This is a genomic window from Ekhidna algicida, assembly GCF_051379705.1.
Taxonomy (GTDB): Bacteria; Bacteroidota; Bacteroidia; order Cytophagales; family Cyclobacteriaceae; genus Ekhidna.
Genome location: NZ_CP179868.1, coordinates 130,587 through 146,468, shown reverse-complemented (window position 1 = coordinate 146,468; position 15,882 = coordinate 130,587). Strand labels below are relative to the sequence as shown.

Annotated in this window: 19 protein-coding genes; 8 read left to right on the top strand and 11 right to left on the bottom strand. The window is 39.2% G+C overall.

From position 1 onward, the window contains the following. The first annotated feature begins 197 nt into the window (after window positions 1-197). Entirely contained in the window at window positions 198-1,085 is an 888-nt protein-coding gene (locus ACL8WY_RS00450; protein ID WP_436516274.1) for a hypothetical protein, read from the top strand. Window positions 1,086-1,417: 332 nt separating this feature from the next. Here the strand turns inward: ACL8WY_RS00450 and ACL8WY_RS00445 are convergent, their stop codons facing one another. Then, window positions 1,418-1,669 (bottom strand): hypothetical protein, encoded by a 252-nt coding sequence (locus ACL8WY_RS00445; RefSeq protein WP_436516273.1) that lies wholly within the window; start codon window positions 1,667-1,669, stop codon window positions 1,418-1,420. Then, window positions 1,662-2,033 (bottom strand): rhodanese-like domain-containing protein, encoded by a 372-nt coding sequence (locus ACL8WY_RS00440; protein ID WP_436516272.1) that lies wholly within the window; start codon window positions 2,031-2,033, stop codon window positions 1,662-1,664. The genes ACL8WY_RS00445 and ACL8WY_RS00440 overlap by 8 nt, the downstream gene beginning before the upstream one ends. A gap of 165 nt (window positions 2,034-2,198) precedes the next feature. Between ACL8WY_RS00440 and ACL8WY_RS00435 the strand changes: the two genes are divergently transcribed. After that, window positions 2,199-2,738 carry a hypothetical protein gene (locus ACL8WY_RS00435; RefSeq protein ID WP_436516271.1) on the top strand — a complete coding sequence of 180 codons (540 nt, stop codon included), beginning with the start codon at window positions 2,199-2,201 and terminating at the stop codon, window positions 2,736-2,738. Here ACL8WY_RS00435 and msrA read toward each other — a convergent pair whose 3' ends face one another. Further along, window positions 2,739-3,266 carry a peptide-methionine (S)-S-oxide reductase MsrA gene (gene msrA / locus ACL8WY_RS00430; protein WP_436516270.1) on the bottom strand — a complete coding sequence of 176 codons (528 nt, stop codon included), beginning with the start codon at window positions 3,264-3,266 and terminating at the stop codon, window positions 2,739-2,741. 108 nt (window positions 3,267-3,374) lie between these two features. Here msrA and ACL8WY_RS00425 point away from each other — a divergent pair, with 108 nt between their 5' ends. Further along, window positions 3,375-4,595, top strand: a complete 1,221-nt coding sequence (locus ACL8WY_RS00425; RefSeq protein WP_436516268.1) for a cation:proton antiporter domain-containing protein — start codon at window positions 3,375-3,377, stop codon at window positions 4,593-4,595. 31 nt (window positions 4,596-4,626) lie between these two features. Next, window positions 4,627-5,085 (top strand): SRPBCC family protein, encoded by a 459-nt coding sequence (locus tag ACL8WY_RS00420; protein WP_436516267.1) that lies wholly within the window; start codon window positions 4,627-4,629, stop codon window positions 5,083-5,085. A 2-nt stretch (window positions 5,086-5,087) separates the two neighbouring features. On the opposite strand, the gene ACL8WY_RS00415 is transcribed toward ACL8WY_RS00420, so the two are convergent. The 3 genes from ACL8WY_RS00415 to ACL8WY_RS00405 all read right to left on the bottom strand — a co-directional run bounded on the left by ACL8WY_RS00415 (window position 5,088) and on the right by ACL8WY_RS00405 (window position 8,000). After that, the gene (locus ACL8WY_RS00415; RefSeq protein WP_436516266.1) at window positions 5,088-5,801 is read right to left on the bottom strand and encodes a tetratricopeptide repeat protein; all 714 of its coding nucleotides are present in this window, start codon (window positions 5,799-5,801) and stop codon (window positions 5,088-5,090) included. An 82-nt stretch (window positions 5,802-5,883) separates the two neighbouring features. Next, window positions 5,884-7,335, bottom strand: coding sequence for a CCA tRNA nucleotidyltransferase (locus ACL8WY_RS00410; RefSeq protein WP_436516265.1), 1,452 nt, complete (start codon window positions 7,333-7,335; stop codon window positions 5,884-5,886). A 20-nt stretch (window positions 7,336-7,355) separates the two neighbouring features. Then, window positions 7,356-8,000, bottom strand: coding sequence for a TetR family transcriptional regulator (locus tag ACL8WY_RS00405; RefSeq protein WP_436516264.1), 645 nt, complete (start codon window positions 7,998-8,000; stop codon window positions 7,356-7,358). Between the two features lie 95 nt (window positions 8,001-8,095). On the opposite strand from ACL8WY_RS00405, the gene ligA reads away from it, so the two are divergent. The 4 genes from ligA (at window position 8,096) to ACL8WY_RS00385 (ending at window position 12,952) form a co-directional block, all read left to right on the top strand. Next, entirely contained in the window at window positions 8,096-10,171 is a 2,076-nt protein-coding gene (ligA, locus tag ACL8WY_RS00400) for an NAD-dependent DNA ligase LigA (RefSeq protein WP_436516263.1), read from the top strand. Next, window positions 10,164-10,643, top strand: a complete 480-nt coding sequence (locus ACL8WY_RS00395) for a DUF6913 domain-containing protein (protein WP_436516262.1) — start codon at window positions 10,164-10,166, stop codon at window positions 10,641-10,643. Before ligA ends, ACL8WY_RS00395 begins: the two co-directional genes overlap by 8 nt. An 85-nt stretch (window positions 10,644-10,728) precedes the next feature. After that, window positions 10,729-11,610: a 4-hydroxy-tetrahydrodipicolinate synthase gene (dapA, locus tag ACL8WY_RS00390; protein ID WP_436516260.1), complete on the top strand. Its 882-nt coding sequence runs from the start codon at window positions 10,729-10,731 to the stop codon at window positions 11,608-11,610. Between the two features lie 109 nt (window positions 11,611-11,719). Further along, a complete protein-coding gene (locus ACL8WY_RS00385; RefSeq protein ID WP_436516259.1) occupies window positions 11,720-12,952 on the top strand; it encodes a carboxypeptidase-like regulatory domain-containing protein in 1,233 nt (410 codons plus the stop codon). 35 nt (window positions 12,953-12,987) lie between these two features. Here the strand turns inward: ACL8WY_RS00385 and ACL8WY_RS00380 are convergent, their stop codons facing one another. The 5 genes from ACL8WY_RS00380 to ACL8WY_RS00360 all read right to left on the bottom strand — a co-directional run bounded on the left by ACL8WY_RS00380 (window position 12,988) and on the right by ACL8WY_RS00360 (window position 15,817). After that, window positions 12,988-14,139 (bottom strand): hypothetical protein, encoded by a 1,152-nt coding sequence (locus ACL8WY_RS00380; protein ID WP_436516258.1) that lies wholly within the window; start codon window positions 14,137-14,139, stop codon window positions 12,988-12,990. 178 nt (window positions 14,140-14,317) lie between these two features. Then, window positions 14,318-14,512 carry a cold-shock protein gene (locus ACL8WY_RS00375; protein WP_436516257.1) on the bottom strand — a complete coding sequence of 65 codons (195 nt, stop codon included), beginning with the start codon at window positions 14,510-14,512 and terminating at the stop codon, window positions 14,318-14,320. 40 nt (window positions 14,513-14,552) lie between these two features. Beyond that, the gene (locus tag ACL8WY_RS00370) at window positions 14,553-14,747 is read right to left on the bottom strand and encodes a cold-shock protein (protein ID WP_436516256.1); all 195 of its coding nucleotides are present in this window, start codon (window positions 14,745-14,747) and stop codon (window positions 14,553-14,555) included. Between the two features lie 423 nt (window positions 14,748-15,170). Then, window positions 15,171-15,527 carry an IS1 family transposase gene (locus ACL8WY_RS00365; protein WP_436516255.1) on the bottom strand — a complete coding sequence of 119 codons (357 nt, stop codon included), beginning with the start codon at window positions 15,525-15,527 and terminating at the stop codon, window positions 15,171-15,173. 5 nt (window positions 15,528-15,532) lie between these two features. Next, window positions 15,533-15,817, bottom strand: a complete 285-nt coding sequence (locus ACL8WY_RS00360) for a transposase (protein ID WP_436516254.1) — start codon at window positions 15,815-15,817, stop codon at window positions 15,533-15,535. Window positions 15,818-15,882: the final 65 nt, after the last annotated feature.

The window sequence follows — 15,882 nt, the reverse complement described above, 5'->3', positions numbered from 1 at the left end:
GGTGATTTGCGGGCAAAAATATGAAAGTTAATGTTAATTATAAGACTGTTGCTTTTTAACGTGAACAGACAACCTCACGGGAAAGAAAACAAATCCTCATCTACCTGCTATTGGGTTGGTGTCACTCATAGAAACAAGCAGAATAGATAAATCATTGATGTGTTTTCTATTAAGTAAATAGTTGAGAGATTTAAGGAATGAATATTAGAGCCTCTTTTTCTGTTTTAATCCTGACTATCTTAATTGGTTGTGCTCCACTGAGCAAAAGTCAACTCAAGTTATCTCACAATTACTTTCAGACAATTGCCAACCACCCTCGCTACATCCAAGAGCTTAATATTCGTGTTGCTGATTTAAATTTGGAAGCCAAAAACCTTGAAAGCTCATTACATAATTCTGATTCTCTTCGAATAGCAACAATCATACACTCAATTAATGAATATGAGGAATCAATGCGCATTCCTGATAGTATCCTGGTACATACAAAGGTTTTGGATAAATACATTCAAAGCTATTACCTACTTATACCTAATGGATTCAGTATTTACCGCGCGTTGAAAGGAACCACAGAAACCATAGGTGGGATATTTGGTTTGGGAGGGGTAGTCAGTGGAATCTTACCGAGTAACGTCAATGGACTAAACCCTACGAAAAAAAGAAAAATTCAGACGCATGTGCTCTCATCAGAACCTGATTTAATCAATTCATTAAATAAGCTCAAGGCCTATATAAATAGCTCCTATCTACCTCGACTGGAGGCAATAGATAAGCAGTCTATCTCAGATTTTGAACTCTTGCTGGAAAGTATAAATAATAAAACGCCACCTCTTGAATACTATACGCGTCACAATCGAATGTTGACCGATTTTTATCAGCGTCTGTACCACACCAAAAATCTGGTAAGCCACCTTTCAAAATCTATTGATAATTTCATGATAGTAGAAAAAGAAATCAGTCAAAGCTTTCAGGAGAAAGAAAAAATTAACGTAGAAGAAACACATCTAAACGAACTTGTAGATGAGATGCATCGAATCAATTTCATCCTACATGATTTAAATGAACGTAAGATGATCAAAGCCAATTAAAAAGTGGGGCCAGGCGGGCTATAGAATCAACCTTTCTGCTAGCTAGATTATAGAATGCTGACACATTTTTAAGATTTCACTAACTACGCTGATCAACCAGCAATTCACCCATAAGCTTTGTCTGGCACAAAGCGTTTACTGACCGATTTCATTCTTTTCAATGACATGATCTTGATTCATGTGATTGATTTATTAATTAACCGCTAATGTAAAATAATATAACTATTTCAATAAAATTCTTTCTCTTTGCGTCAGGATTCATCACTGACTATTAATCTTCTCATAATACAAATGTTGGATCCGAACCGCTTCGGCCCAACGAAGCGGTTTTTTTATTTTAGTCTTCGTTCCCATTGATTAGCCAGTCGTTCTCTCTTTATTCTTGACCTGATGTCAGAGTCATCAAGCGGACTTGCATTTCCCTTGGAAGTAAAGTGCCAATTAAGACAGTCACTACATTGATATACATTGCGAGGACCTTGATTTGCAGGGTATTCGTTGATAATATGGTGCTGTACCAATGCTTCAAGTGCCAGGCTCTCGTCAGCATAGGTTCTTTTTCCGGTGATACATTTGCTACTCAACTTCCAGACCTTTCGATTTCCAATCAGAAAAACCACCTGAATAATCATAAATCAATTTGAATCCTGCTTTCTGGAGAGCTGAAGCTGCTTTTCCACTTCTACCTCCTGAAGCACAATGAATGATTAAAGGAGTTGACTTATCCTGACCTTCCATCTTTTGCATGAAATCATTTGATAAGTAATCAATGTGAAGGACGCCAGGAATATGGCCTTGATCGTATTCCCTTTTCGTTCGAATGTCCACTACCTGAAATCCTGATTCTTGCAGTTCAAGTAGCTTTTGAGCGTCAATTTGTTCGATCCCTTGTTGTTCTGCAGAAGAACAACTAAATAAAACAAGTAAGAAATAAACAGATCGTATCATCGTATAATATTATAGGAAAAAGTATTACAAACTAATTGGTTAAAAATCAGGTTTTATACGTAGAAATCCCAAAAAACGAATAGTTAACTTAGCGTTTCCGTCTTCTGAAGATGTTTTTTGGAGCGGAATTTGATACCATCACAATTTACTTTTAGTTTAAACACCATGAAAAGCATCTTAGTAAGTGCATTAATGATTGTTTCAGTGAGTCTTTTGGCACAGGAAGAAGATGAAAAGCGGCTGGATGAGAAAATAGATGAGATTACCTATGATTGGGATTTGGAAGCAGATAAGCTATCATCCTATGAAGGCCTTCAGGAATTATGTACTGATGAAGACTATCGAACCAGAATTTTAACGCTTTTGGATGATATTCATCATTATGATACGGTCTTATACAATGTATTGACAAAACTCTCTCGTACAAGTGATGACAAAGAGATTAAGAAGACGCTCAAAGACATTAAAAAATTCGAAAGTGAATATGACTCCAAAAGCTTTATCCACTTCATGAATGAAGAGTGTAAAGTAATGCTTGAAATAGAAAAAAAATCGGAAGAGACGGCCAATGATGTTGGTATCAATTCCTATTCAGGACAAGTTTACTTGCTAGAAACTGAACTTTTCAAGTATGTTAAGCATGTAACAGCAAGGGTTGACAAAATCAGGCTGCACGTTCATCATCTGAGCAAACACTACAACTAGTTACTTCAATTTTTCCGCAAATAGCTTTTTCAGTTTTTCAACTTTAGGAGCCACTACGAAGGCACAATATGGTTGGCTGCTGTTTTGATTATAGTAGTCATCATGATCGACTTCTGCAGGATAAAATTCTCCAAGTGCACTTATTTCTGTTACAATTGGATCCGACCAAATCGACGAATCGTTAAGTTTCTTTTTATACTTTTCGGCCAATTGCTTTTGCTCTTCAGTATGATAAAATATAGCCGAGCGGTATTGAGTCCCCACATCGTTTCCTTGTCTGTTTAATGTAGTCGGATCATGTGTTTTCCAAAAGACTTCCAACAGCTCCTTATAAGAAATGACATCTGGATCATAATCAAGTTGAATTACTTCAGCATGTCCTGTTTGGCCACCACAAACATCTCGATAGTTGGGATTTTTTGTATGTCCTCCGGTATACCCTGATTTTACACCTGATACTCCTTTCAAGCGTTGAAACACTGCTTCTGTACACCAGAAGCATCCAGATCCAAAAGTGGCCTTATCCATTGTCATTTTAATAATATCCAAGCAAATCTAACTTCTAAGAGAATCATTTAGTTCATAGATTACTTTTGGATAAACTGAATCGTTAAATTAGTCACCTAATCTAACCAAATGGAGTATTATATCATCATTGCAGCCTCGCTGATTATCATCCTCTCATATATCTTCAATCGAGTTTCTGAAAAGTCCAATATTCCTTCAGTTCTGTTGCTGATATTCCTGGGCGTAATTGGGCGTGAACTCATTGGCGTTTTTGGGGTAGAAAAGGAACGAATACTTGAAATTTTTTCACGCATAAGGATTCTTGAAGTACTTGGAACGCTTGGGCTAATCTTGATCGTACTTGAAGCAGCACTAGAGCTCAAGATCGCAAAGGAAAAATTGAAGCTCATTTCTAAATCATTCATAATCGCATTGGCAGGGCTTCTAATATGCATGTTTGCCATATCCGGAATTCTTATAGGCTCTTTCAAAGATATGGATTGGAATACCGCCCTTATTTACGCTACCCCACTCTCAATTCTTAGTAGTGCTATTGTAATCCCTTCAGTCATTAACCTAAATGAATACGACGAGGAATTCCATATTTATGAAAGCACGTTTTCAGATATTCTCGGAATCATGGTGTTCTATTTTCTCATAGAATTGGTGCAGCCTACCAGCAATGTAATGGTCTTAGGAGATTTCACTTTCGGACTTGTAGTCACTATTGTTTTATCTATAATTCTATCCTACGTACTGATCTACATTTTTCAAAATTTGGAAACAAAAGTGAAGTTGTTTCTCATGATTGGAGTTCTCTTCCTTCTCTTCAGTATTGGGAAACTCATGCACCTTTCTTCACTTTTAATTATCCTGGTTTTCGGACTAATTCTCAATAATTATAAACTCTTCTTCATTGGAAGATTAAAGAAGTACTTGCGGCCAATGGCCATCGAAAACATAAAAGAAACCTTCCTGATGATCACCATTGAATCTGCATTTGTAGTGCGCACATTCTTTTTTGTGATTTTTGGATTTTCAATTGCTCTGACCACACTTTTAGACATCAAAGTAGCTATTGTAAGTGCGGCCATTTTGGCTGTCATTTATGTAAGTCGTATTCTTTCTTTTTTACCGTATAAACACGAAAATGTAAAAAGAGCCATATCTATTGCACCTCGTGGACTCATTACACTACTCCTGTTCTACTCCATACCGGACGAGTTTTATTTCGAAAGTTTTAGTTCTGGCATTCTACTCTTTGTTATTATTGTAACGAGCCTTGTTATGACATCTGGCCTTATGAAGAAGGATAAAAAAAAGGAGGAAGAAGATTCAGAAGTTGAATAACTTAGCTCAATCACCTTAAGACTTCTATTCCATGAAAAAGTTAAATGCACTTGCTCAGAAAGGTAAAATAAATGAGAACGCGGGCATTCGTGACTCTCACTCCATTATAATCAATGCGGAAATTGACAAAGTATGGAATGTACTTGTAGACATGGAGAACTGGCCTTCCTGGAATCCTGAGGTAAAAAAGGTGACTTTGGATGGTGAAGTAGCAGTCGGCACTAATTTTCAGTGGACGCAAGGCCGCACTCATGGCAAATCTCAGATTCAGACTGTTAAAAAGCCTTATACACTGGCTTGGACAAGTAAAGCTAAGTGGGTGAAGCGAATTTACGTGTGGTCGCTGGAATCAGATGAAGGTCAGACTATTGCGACTGTAAGCGCTTCTTTCCAGGGCACGCTTGTTGTACTTGCTGAAAATCATCAGAAAGTTTACAACGAACTATTGAATTGGCTCGAGTTGTTAAAGAACGCGACTGAGGGAGAGTAAACCTACTCCCCCGTTTTTGGTTTTGTTAAATCTCTCAATTGTTGTTGCACAATCTGAAAACCAGGCTGCATTTCAAGCACCTCCAGATACTTAGCTTTCGCTGCTTCCACGTCTCCTTTTTGCTCCAAAATCATGGCCTTTACACGATGTGCTGCAGCTTTCAAAATCACATTTTGACCGGCTCCATCCGCTGTAGGAAAACGTATTGAATTTGTATCTGAGCTTGGATCTCCGATAATGATGTCAAGTGATGTATTTGATTCAGTATAGCGATTTAGCTCTAGTTGTAAAAAAGAGATTTTGTAAAGCGTATTGATGTCACCATTCGCTAAATACAACTTCTCATAGTAGTTTAATGCTCTGTCCTTAACTCCAAGGTTATCAAATCCTGTCGCTGCAATCTCCATTGCAAACTCATTGTTTGGATCAATTTGAAGCGACTGCTGTGCCACAAGAGCAGCGGAAGCATTTTGGTTATACTGGATGTATAAAAGAGATAAAGAGTCGTATAAGGCTATGTTTCCCGGATTCTCAGCTAAAAGGCTATATAGAGCCGTTCGAGCTACCATAGGATCATTAAACATTTTAGCCGAATTGTAGATAAAAGATTGCTTTCGAAGTACCCATGGGATGGAGTCTCCAGGTGCAATTTCCTGACTTTGGGCGTTTGCGAATCCTACGCTCAAAAGAGCAATCAGTAAAAATATTTTTTTCATAGTATGAGATTTTTTCATTCGTCCAGGCTTGAAAGTTTGCCTCTTATTTGCGACTTCTTCATTTAATCGCGTGCAAACATAGCTATTTGTCTTTGTAGCCGGAAATGATTTTTGAAATGGGTGTAAGTCCATGTTTTTGACCTAGCTTGATCATAAGATCGTAAGCTTCTTTTTCTTCGTTTTTTATTCGTCCATCAAGTATTGCTTCTTTGATCTCATTCTTAATATCACCAACAACCCTGGATGGTTTAATATCAAACGCCTCAATGATTTGTTTCCCTGATACCGGAGGGTGAAAATTCATAATATGATCTCTCTGCTCCACCTCCTTTATTCTTTGCTCCACCTTCTTAAAGTTGCCTCTATATTTCTTTACTCGTTCTGGGTTCTTCGAAGTGACGTCTGCCTTGCAAAGAGTCATCAGATCGCGTACATCTTCTCCAGCCTCGAAGATCATCCGACGTACCGCTGAGTCTGTTACTTTATCATTCACCAAAGCAATAGGTCTCAAATGGAGCCTGACCAATTTCTGCACATATTTCATTCGGTCATCTAATGGCAATTTCATTCTTTTGAAAACCGCAGGTACCCACTTTGCGCCAAGATCTTCATGTCCATGAAATGTCCATCCCACCTTTTCGTTAAAGCGCTGAGTAGCTGGTTTAGCAATGTCATGCATAATTGCAGCCCACCTTAACCATAAGTCATTTGTCATCTCGCAAATATTGTCGAGCACCTGCAGGGTATGATAAAAATTATCTTTATGTCCTTTGCCATTGATCTTTTCTACTCCATGAAGATCAGTCATTTCCGGAAAAATGTGTTTCAATAGTCCGCTATGGAAAAGGAGTTGAAAACCGTACGATGGTTTGTCCGTCAAAATAACCTTATTCAATTCATCAGTGATTCGCTCCTGAGAAACTATGCTAATTCTCTCTACATGGTCAACAATCCCCTGGAAAGTGTCAGGTTCTATATCAAAATGTAGCTGAGAAGCAAAGCGGATGGCCCTTAGCATGCGCAATGGATCATCGGAAAAGGTGATGCCGGGTTCCAAGGGCGTTCTGATGATCATATTCCGTAAATCTTCCATCCCATTGAATGGGTCAACTAGCTTGGCGAAATTAGAATCACTTAAACTCAAGGCCATCGCATTGATCGTAAAATCACGACGATTCTGGTCATCTTCAAGCGTACCATCTTCCACTATAGGATTTCGAGACTCACTTCGATAAGACTCTTTGCGAGCGCCTACAAATTCATACTCATGACCATCGTGATGTATTGCTGCTGTACCAAAATTTTTGAATGTTGACAGCTTTGCATCCTTACCTAAAAGCTTGGCTACTTCTTTTGCCAGTTGAATGCCACCACCAATGCAAACGAAATCTATATCCTTGGAAGGTCTCTTTAAAACTAAATCCCTTACATATCCACCAACTACATAGGATTCCACACCTATTTTCTTTGAGGCTTCAGAAACCACAGAAAATATTGAATTCGATTGAAGATGATCTAGAAATTGATCAGGCATGAGGCAAAGATAAGTTTCAATCAGCCATATGTTTTCGTCAAATGCGGGAGATTATCAAAAAGCTCATCAAATCGAGTGGTCCCATCTTTGGATAACAATCCTCTAAAGAAGCTTCGGAGCTGCTTTGAAAGAAATACATGAAATTCTTTTTCAAGTTTTACTGATGGATAATCAGCGGGTTTTCCGAATAAAAATGAGCACAGTGTCTCCTTGTACATTACAATGGCGACCATAGGTTCTACCCGATCATCGATCATCTTTTCGGCGTATCCTTGTTGCAGAAGTACTGAGAAACGATCCAACATGGAATTGTTGATATGTTCTGACAAAATTTTTGAAAGCATGCCTTTATCATTGCACAATTCTTGAAGCACATCGATGCTAATGTGCCTGACATGCTCATGTAGCATTTCGAGGTAATTAATGAGTTTTGTGATAAAACCCTCATCAGCTCCAACGATTAATTCGGAGAGCTCCACGATGGTTTCCAACTTGTGTTTTCCTACCTCAACAAATAGTTGCTCTTTATTTCTAAACTCAAAATAGATCGTTTTCTTGCTCATTTTCAATGACGCAGCTATATCATTGATGGTAGTTCGATGATATCCTTTGGTTGAAAAGTGAGCATATGCCGAAGCTAATATGCGTTCTCGTTTATCTAACAACTGGTTGTAATTTGAAGCCCAAAAATAGCTGGTCTCATCACTTGAGCAAGAAAAAATGCCAATGATTCTGACCGAATGAAATAGATTTGTTTTCAATGGATAATAAGCAAGCCAAAAGGCAAATAGAAACACTTACAGAAGAGCTAAATCACCACAATTACCTCTATTATCAAAAAAGTAAGCCTGAAATATCCGACTATGAATTTGACACCAAGCTTAAGGAATTAGAAAGGCTTGAAAGTGAATATCCAGAACTTAAGCTGCCGCACTCTCCTACGAGTCGCGTTGGTGGCGACATCACCAAGGATTTTGAAACTGTACCTCATAAGTATCCGATGCTTTCACTAGGAAATACCTATTCCAAGGAGGAGCTTGTCGATTTTGATGGAAGGGTACAAAAAGGATTGGGCACAGATGATTATGAATATATCTGTGAGCTTAAGTTTGATGGAGTAGCTATCAGTCTGAAATATGAAAACGGCATACTCAGCCAGGGAATAACTCGTGGAGATGGAACCAAAGGAGATGATATTACTCCAAACGTAAAAACCATTAGATCCATACCGCTTAAGGTTCAAGGTTCAGATTATCCTGAATCATTTGAAGTTAGAGGTGAGGTGTTTATGCCAAAAGATCAATTTGTCAGGCTTAACGAGTCCGTTGTAAAGGAAAACGAACAACGTGAAGCAGAAGGCAAATCGCCGGTTACCTTATACGCAAATGCGAGAAATACGACATCAGGAACACTCAAAATGCAAGATTCCAGCATTGTCGCAAATAGAAAACTGGACTGTTTCCTATACTCCTATCTGGATGATGTCAACACTTTCGACACCCACGAAGAATCTTTGCGTTTTTTGGAAAAATCCGGCTTCAACGTTTCACAAACTTATAGAAAGTGCAATAGCATCGATGAGGTTCTTGATTACATCACTCATTGGGATCAGGAGCGGCATAAGTTAAGTGTCGAAACAGATGGTATTGTTTTAAAAGTAAATAAGGTCGCGCAACAATCTGAACTTGGATTCACTGCTAAGAATCCACGCTGGGCGATTTCATACAAATTCAAAGCAGAATCAGCAATTACCAAACTAAATGATATCACCTATCAGGTAGGTCGGACCGGAGCTATTACTCCCGTTGCGGAGCTTGAACCTGTACTGCTGGCAGGAACTACCGTAAAGCGTGCTTCCTTGCATAACGCCAATGAAATCGAGCGATTGGACGTAAGAGTTGGAGATAGTGTCAATGTGGAAAAAGGAGGAGAAATCATTCCAAAGATCACCTCTGTAGCCAGTCGGCCAAAGGATGCGAAGAAGGTAAACTATATCACTACATGTCCGGAGTGTAATACCGAACTTGTAAGAAAAGAAGGTGAAGCTCAGCACTACTGCCCAAATCAGGAAAGCTGCCCACCGCAGGTTCTAGGGCGGATTGAACATTTCATTAGCAGAAATGCACTAAATATCGAATCCTTGGGACCCAGAACCATCAAAGGTTTTTTAGATAAAGGACTGATCAACAATGCTGCAGGACTATACACCTTGAGGTTTGAAGACATCAACAATCTTCAATTTGAAGAAACTGATGAGGAAACCGGTGAAATAACAAAGCGTTCCATCAAGGAAAAATCAGCTCAAAATATTATTGAATCGATCGAAAAGTCGAAAGAAATACCATTTGAGCGTGTCTTGTTTGGACTAGGTATACGTTACGTTGGAAAAACCGTGGCTGAAAAACTTGCTCAACATTTTGTGAGTATTGATCGTCTAATAAATGCGTCCTTTGAAGAAATAGTTGAGGTTCATGAGATAGGTGATCGAATTGCGGAAAGTGTCGTTGCGTATTTTAAAGCTGATGCAAGCCTGCAAATGATCAATGTGTTGAAGGAATCAGGACTTTCATTGGAAGCAGTTCAAAAAGAAGGGTCTGATGATACCTTAAAGGGTTTAATCTTTGTTGTCTCAGGTGTTTTTGAGAGCTTTGGCAGAGATGAATTAAAAGACCTTATTAAACAACATGGTGGCAAAGTAGCTAGCAGCATATCATCAAAAACGAACTACCTTGTTGCGGGTGCCAACATGGGGCCTGCTAAAAAAGACAAAGCTGATTCGTTGGGAATTACTATTTTGGACGAGTCATCATTTAGAGAACTTTTAGAAAATGATTAAAAACATTTTCCTTAACCACAAAGGCAAACCAACCATTGCCACAAAGGAGCACTGTACCTATGCAGAAGCTAATAATGTTGGTATTCTATATAATACAGACGAATTCAGCGCGGAGGTGATAGAGAAGCTGGAAGAGCTCTTAAAAGGCGATAACAAGGATGTCGCCAAAATCGGATATGCAGACAAGCCTTCGGAAGACAAACTCATCTTTAGCAAAAAAGATATCTCCGGAACTGGTAACATAAAAAATGATAACCTCTCCTTTTTCATTAATCAAACCTTCGACTTTCTGGTTTCATTAGATACCTCAGAAAACATCAATTACAAGTATGTGCTGGCTATAAGTAAGGCAACGTGCAAAGTCGGATTTGAAACCGAACAGTACTATGATTTGTTGCAGCTCTCGCTGAAGAAGGATGAAAGCACACCAACTGCGGTGACCAATATGGTCAGATACCTTAAAATGATTTAAGGAGCGTGACTCAACCCAATTAAGTACATCAATTATGTTTAACTAAAAGATAGATGGTGTCGCATCTAGCTTAACTTTGTGACTAATGAAAAATGAATTGAGAGGCACAGGTGTTGCTCTTGCCACGCCAATGAATACTGATTATTCCGTCGACTATCAATCACTTGGAAGGTTGCTGGATCATATTATTGCCGGCAATGCTGACTACATTGTGGTGCAGGGAACTACCGGCGAATCTCCCGCCTTTTCCTGGTCTCAAAAGCTTGAGATTCTGCAATTTGTCCTTGACCATTTAAAAAGCAGCAAACCGGTTGTCTTTGGTCTGGGTGGAAATAATACATTTGATTTAATTGAAAAATCAAAAGACTTGAAATCATTCGAACTTGCAGCTATCCTATCAGCAAGTCCTTACTATAATAAACCCTCTCAAGAGGGAATTCTCAGGCACTACTGCATGTTGGCAGATGCATTCCCCCACCCAATCATCCTTTACAATGTTCCTTCCAGGACAGCTTCTAATGTGGAAGCATCAACGACTATCAAATTGGGTGAACATCAAAACATCATAGCGATGAAGGAAGCCTCCGGTGATTTGGCACAATGCAAAGAGATCGCTGAGCGAAGACCATCAGGTTTGATGTTACTGTCTGGAGACGATGCATTGGCGCATGATATTATCAAACTAGGTGGTGAAGGGGTAATATCCGTTATCGGAAATATTATGCCTAAAGAATTCACAGAAATGGTGAATTTGACAATCAAAGGTGAATATGATGCTGCCAGTAAAATGAATGAAAATCTCAAAGAAATCTACGAGTTACTCTCCCGTGAAGGGAACCCAACGTCACTCAAAGCTGGACTAGAAGCTATTGAAATTGGAGGAAGAACTGTAAAGCCACCCTTGTACGATGCCTCAGACAGCTTAGTTGGAAAGTGGAAGGCCTATTTTGAAAAGCATTCCAGCTAGAATCAGCATAAATCTTATTGACAGAAGCAACCATTTGCCGGTATTGATCATTATTAATGAAATGATTTCTTAACAGATACTTGAAAGTCAGAATATCTAAGGACTAATTATGATCAAAAAATCACTCATTGCATGTATGCTGTTAATAAGCATGACCTCAATCCTGGCTCAGGAAAGCATGCGTATTTCTGGTAAGGTAATAGATGCGTTGACCGGAGAACCGCTGGCATTTTCACATGTCGGAATTTTTAATTCCAGCTATGGAACGGTATCTAATATAGATGGTGATTTTAGTCTGATCATTCCTTCTCAATTCCTAAAAGATCAACTCTCTGCGTCCTATATCGGCTATGGCTTAAAATCTATACCTGTATCCACATTAAGCACAGAAGACCAGTTAGTAATCAAACTCAAGTCTACTGTTACCGAATTGCCGGAGTTGGTCATCAGCAACAGGGAAAAATCAATCATGGAAGAAGCTATAGAGGCAATTCCCGGCAACCATGATCAAAACAAAATGCAACTACGCGCCTTTTGGCGTGCATCGATTTGGAACGAAACCGACAACTATGTACAAATGACTGAGTATGCCTTCGATATGTACCGGCATGGGGCGATAGGAGAAGAAGAAAATGCCATGAAAATCCTGCGGGGACGTGTAGCACGAGACACCTCATTTTTTGCAGATATTGGAGGCATGCAGATTGGCGTGACACCACCAACACTTTTTGTCAGCTCGTTGCTAAAAGAGCATCCACTTTTAGATCCAAAAGTTCTTAAAAAGCATGACTACAAAATCACCGACGCAACTTCTTACAATGGAAGGGCTGTATTTGTGGTAAGCTTTCAACCCAAGCGTAAAGCACGAGGCAAGCTCTTCGAAGGAAAGATTCTTCTCGACACTGAGACGCTGGCTTTTGTGAAGATTTCATTCAGGAAGTTGATTAGTCCTGAGGATCCTGAGAAAGTATTTGACAGAATGAGTCTGGCCTCCATGGTTGTCGGCTTAGGCAAGAGCACCATGGACAAATACGAAAATGAGCTCAATTATCAATTTGTAAATGGAAAGTGGTATTTAAGTCACGCCAAATACGATATCAACTGGACGATGCGAAGAGCAAAACAAGGCATTGCCAAGCCTGTCACCTTTAAAGCAGATTTTGTGGTAACAGATATCCAAAAGAATAATATAGTGGTTCCTCCGGCTGAAGAATTGGCTTCAAAAGCTATCTTGGAGCGCCAGGTTACAAAGAATGAGAGCGACTTTTGGAATGAGTATAACTACCTAAAAGCAGAAAGTAACTTCGAAGCGCTGTTCGAAGAGATTCTCAATAGAAACTAAGACACAAAAAAGGAATCGACTTGGTTCTATTTTCATTATCCAGGCTTTTTGCTAAACCTAAAACCTATTTTAAAGACTAGTGGGCGTGCATTCAGGTCATTGTTTTGATAGTTGAAATCATACAAAACCATAGACATCATTTGCACAATCCCGATCTTAAATTCACGGCCTATACCCAGCATGTAAGCAGATTGCCATTTGGTATCTCTTGGATTTTCAGATGTAAAAAATGATTTATTGATCTGCCGCTCTACTTCTCCCCATGCGAAGAAACCTTTAGGTATATCATATCGGGTAAATAAACTATACCCGTACCCATCACCTGTCAGATTAGATGTGGAATCATTGGCAAACTGCTCTCGCAAACTAATGCCTACTCCACTAAGCCATTTCTTGTTGATCCAGTAACCCACTTGCAGATTTGTATTTATTATGACCGGATCAGTGGATTGTAAGCTTAGATTTCCGCCGAAATATACGCGTTTGGCAAAAGGAATGTTTTCCAAAGAGTTTCGCTTAGAGCCTTCCTCAGGATAGCGTGTATCAGGTACCTGACTATAGGTCTTTTTCAATTTTTGAATATCGGCCTGAGCTTCCTGAAACTGTTCGGGATCTATCTTCTTGAATAGCTTCCTTGCCTGGTCTGGCTTTACCAAATTTGGATTTGGTTTGTTCGGTTTTGTTGGTATGCCTCCTACTGCGGCCGGATTGGTAAGTTGACTCAGTGGATCTTCTGTGGCACCAAGATCTTGCGGCAGAAACTTGCGTGCCTCCGATTCAAGTACCTTGGTAGCCTCGACCAAAGCTAGACTGTCTGCATTCGTTGTTTCCAAAGCCGGCAATGGTGATATAGGATTTAAGATCAGCTCTCGATACTCCGGTGGGAAATCTGAACTTTGAAGAATGGTTTCAGCAGCCTTCAATGAATCTTCTTTTGAAAACATCTGTGCTGAGTCCATCTGTATAGCTTTCAAGCTATCAAATCTTGCCGCATAGAGCTCTTTGGCTTTTACCTGTTGTTGAAGCCTTCTCGCTTGTTCCTTTCGTTGCTTTGCCGATTGTTTAGTTTGTTTAGCTGTATTAAAAGCTTTTGCATGCTTGCCTGTAGCTTTAGCATCTACTTTTACTTGCGCAGCTGCGAGCTGCGCAAAAACTAACATCATCGATATCCCTACTATTCTCAGCATTGGTGCGAAATTAAAAAGCTTTGACTGTTTTTTGCTAAAATGAGGGAGGTGTTACCCTTTCGGTCTCTCATTGACACTGATGCTGTGGAAACAACTAAAAATAGAAAAAGCGTAGCACATGCTACGCTTTCACTTTTCTTTAATATTCTATCCTTTACAGGATTTTCAGAAAGTTAGCTTAACGCACAACTTCTACGTTCACGGCATTTAAGCCTTTTTTCCCTTGCTCGGTTTCGTATTGAACCTTGTCATTTTCTTTGATTTCATCAATCAATCCATTTACGTGGACGAAGATATCTTCACTTGAATCGCTTGGCTTTATGAAGCCAAAGCCTTTTTCACTATTGAAAAATTTTACTGTTCCTTCTTGCATTGTATTGTATTTTATATTCTTTCTGATAATTCTTTAGACCTTAGTCGATACGCTCAACATTCACGGCGTTTAAGCCTTTCTTTCCTTCTTCTACTTCGTATGCTACTTTGTCGTTTTCCATGATTTCATGAATTAAACCACTGGTATGGACAAAAACGTCTTTACCTGAGTTGCTTGGGGTAATAAATCCGAACCCCTTCTCACTGTTAAAAAACTTTACCGTTCCTTCTTGCATTTGTAATTTGATTATAATGTTTTAAATATATTTTTTTGATGAAAGTCTTTTGCCTTTGATGTGACTTAGAAATTCATCGTTCGTTCCAATAATCAAGGAAAGACGTTTGAGTTTGACTTGCGACAAATCAACTTAAGAGGAAACGTTGGAAGAAAATTCTTAGAGGAAATCACTTGAACGGATACTGCCTACTGTTTGGAACAGCGTACTTAATTAATTATTGGCTCAAATTGTTTGAGCGATACAAAATTAGACCTTTTATTTGACAATCTAACTATTCTGGTGCGAAAGTGTCATTGTTTTCGGGCACCAGCCGGGCTATCGGCAGTCGCCGGCCATCGCTCTTCCTGCTTCGGGCTCCAACAGATGCCTCTATCCCTGGTGCGGTTCCTTGCTCATGAATTTGATTTTGTTCACACATGCCTATCTCCAAAAATAAATGATCAAGCAAGCAATCAACATATCTTTTTGTTTTGAAAAACAAATGCTGCGTCTGGATAGTCTTTTCAGATGAGTTCGTGTGTTTAAATTCATCCGCTCCACATGATTGTTGGCATACCTTTCCAGGTTGTGCAGTTGCTCAGGAATTAATGTCTTGTATAGGTTAAGTCTGTCTGTGGTGAGCTGAGTAGTTTCTGATGCCAATAAGGTATTGACTACCATTCGTAAGCTTCGTTTGGTTCTGGGTCCAACATAAAAGTCTACAACTTTTCGCGTTTCCCTTTCAAGTGCTACTACAATCCAAATGGGCTTGGTCTTGCTTCCGATGAAGGTATACATCTCATCTACTTCGAAAGCTTTTTTTGAGAAATAGGTGGTTTTTTGGTGTCGGTGGCAATCTTGCGAATCCGACTGATCACGGTTGATTGAGAAATATTTAGTAGTCTGCTGGTACTACGAATACCTACTCCTTCTTTGGTGAAGTTTGCTATGGCCTCATCACTCACTTTGTATGCCTCATACTTGTACACAGCACGCTGATATTTATGGCATTGCGTACACCAATACTGCTGATTGCCGTTGATCACTCCTTTTTTATGACATTTCCCACCGCAGTATTTACATTCCATTTTTCTAAAAGTTATAGTTTATAGCATCAGGTATCAGTATGACTGATTTTAAGAACGTCTAAGTT

Coding starts and splice junctions, on each gene's coding strand:
- ACL8WY_RS00450 (WP_436516274.1), top strand. CDS start 198: ATGAATATTAGAGCCTCTTTTTCTGTTTTAATCCTGACTATCTTAATT.
- ACL8WY_RS00440 (WP_436516272.1), bottom strand. CDS start 2,033: ATGATACGATCTGTTTATTTCTTACTTGTTTTATTTAGTTGTTCTTCT.
- ACL8WY_RS00435 (WP_436516271.1), top strand. CDS start 2,199: ATGAAAAGCATCTTAGTAAGTGCATTAATGATTGTTTCAGTGAGTCTT.
- msrA (WP_436516270.1), bottom strand. CDS start 3,266: ATGGATAAGGCCACTTTTGGATCTGGATGCTTCTGGTGTACAGAAGCA.
- ACL8WY_RS00425 (WP_436516268.1), top strand. CDS start 3,375: ATGGAGTATTATATCATCATTGCAGCCTCGCTGATTATCATCCTCTCA.
- ACL8WY_RS00420 (WP_436516267.1), top strand. CDS start 4,627: ATGAAAAAGTTAAATGCACTTGCTCAGAAAGGTAAAATAAATGAGAAC.
- ACL8WY_RS00415 (WP_436516266.1), bottom strand. CDS start 5,801: ATGAAAAAAATATTTTTACTGATTGCTCTTTTGAGCGTAGGATTCGCA.
- ACL8WY_RS00410 (WP_436516265.1), bottom strand. CDS start 7,335: ATGCCTGATCAATTTCTAGATCATCTTCAATCGAATTCAATATTTTCT.
- ligA (WP_436516263.1), top strand. CDS start 8,096: ATGGATAATAAGCAAGCCAAAAGGCAAATAGAAACACTTACAGAAGAG.
- ACL8WY_RS00395 (WP_436516262.1), top strand. CDS start 10,164: ATGATTAAAAACATTTTCCTTAACCACAAAGGCAAACCAACCATTGCC.
- dapA (WP_436516260.1), top strand. CDS start 10,729: ATGAAAAATGAATTGAGAGGCACAGGTGTTGCTCTTGCCACGCCAATG.
- ACL8WY_RS00385 (WP_436516259.1), top strand. CDS start 11,720: ATGATCAAAAAATCACTCATTGCATGTATGCTGTTAATAAGCATGACC.
- ACL8WY_RS00380 (WP_436516258.1), bottom strand. CDS start 14,139: ATGCTGAGAATAGTAGGGATATCGATGATGTTAGTTTTTGCGCAGCTC.
- ACL8WY_RS00375 (WP_436516257.1), bottom strand. CDS start 14,512: ATGCAAGAAGGAACAGTAAAATTTTTCAATAGTGAAAAAGGCTTTGGC.
- ACL8WY_RS00370 (WP_436516256.1), bottom strand. CDS start 14,747: ATGCAAGAAGGAACGGTAAAGTTTTTTAACAGTGAGAAGGGGTTCGGA.
- ACL8WY_RS00365 (WP_436516255.1), bottom strand. CDS start 15,527: ATGTATACCTTCATCGGAAGCAAGACCAAGCCCATTTGGATTGTAGTA.
- ACL8WY_RS00360 (WP_436516254.1), bottom strand. CDS start 15,817: ATGGAATGTAAATACTGCGGTGGGAAATGTCATAAAAAAGGAGTGATC.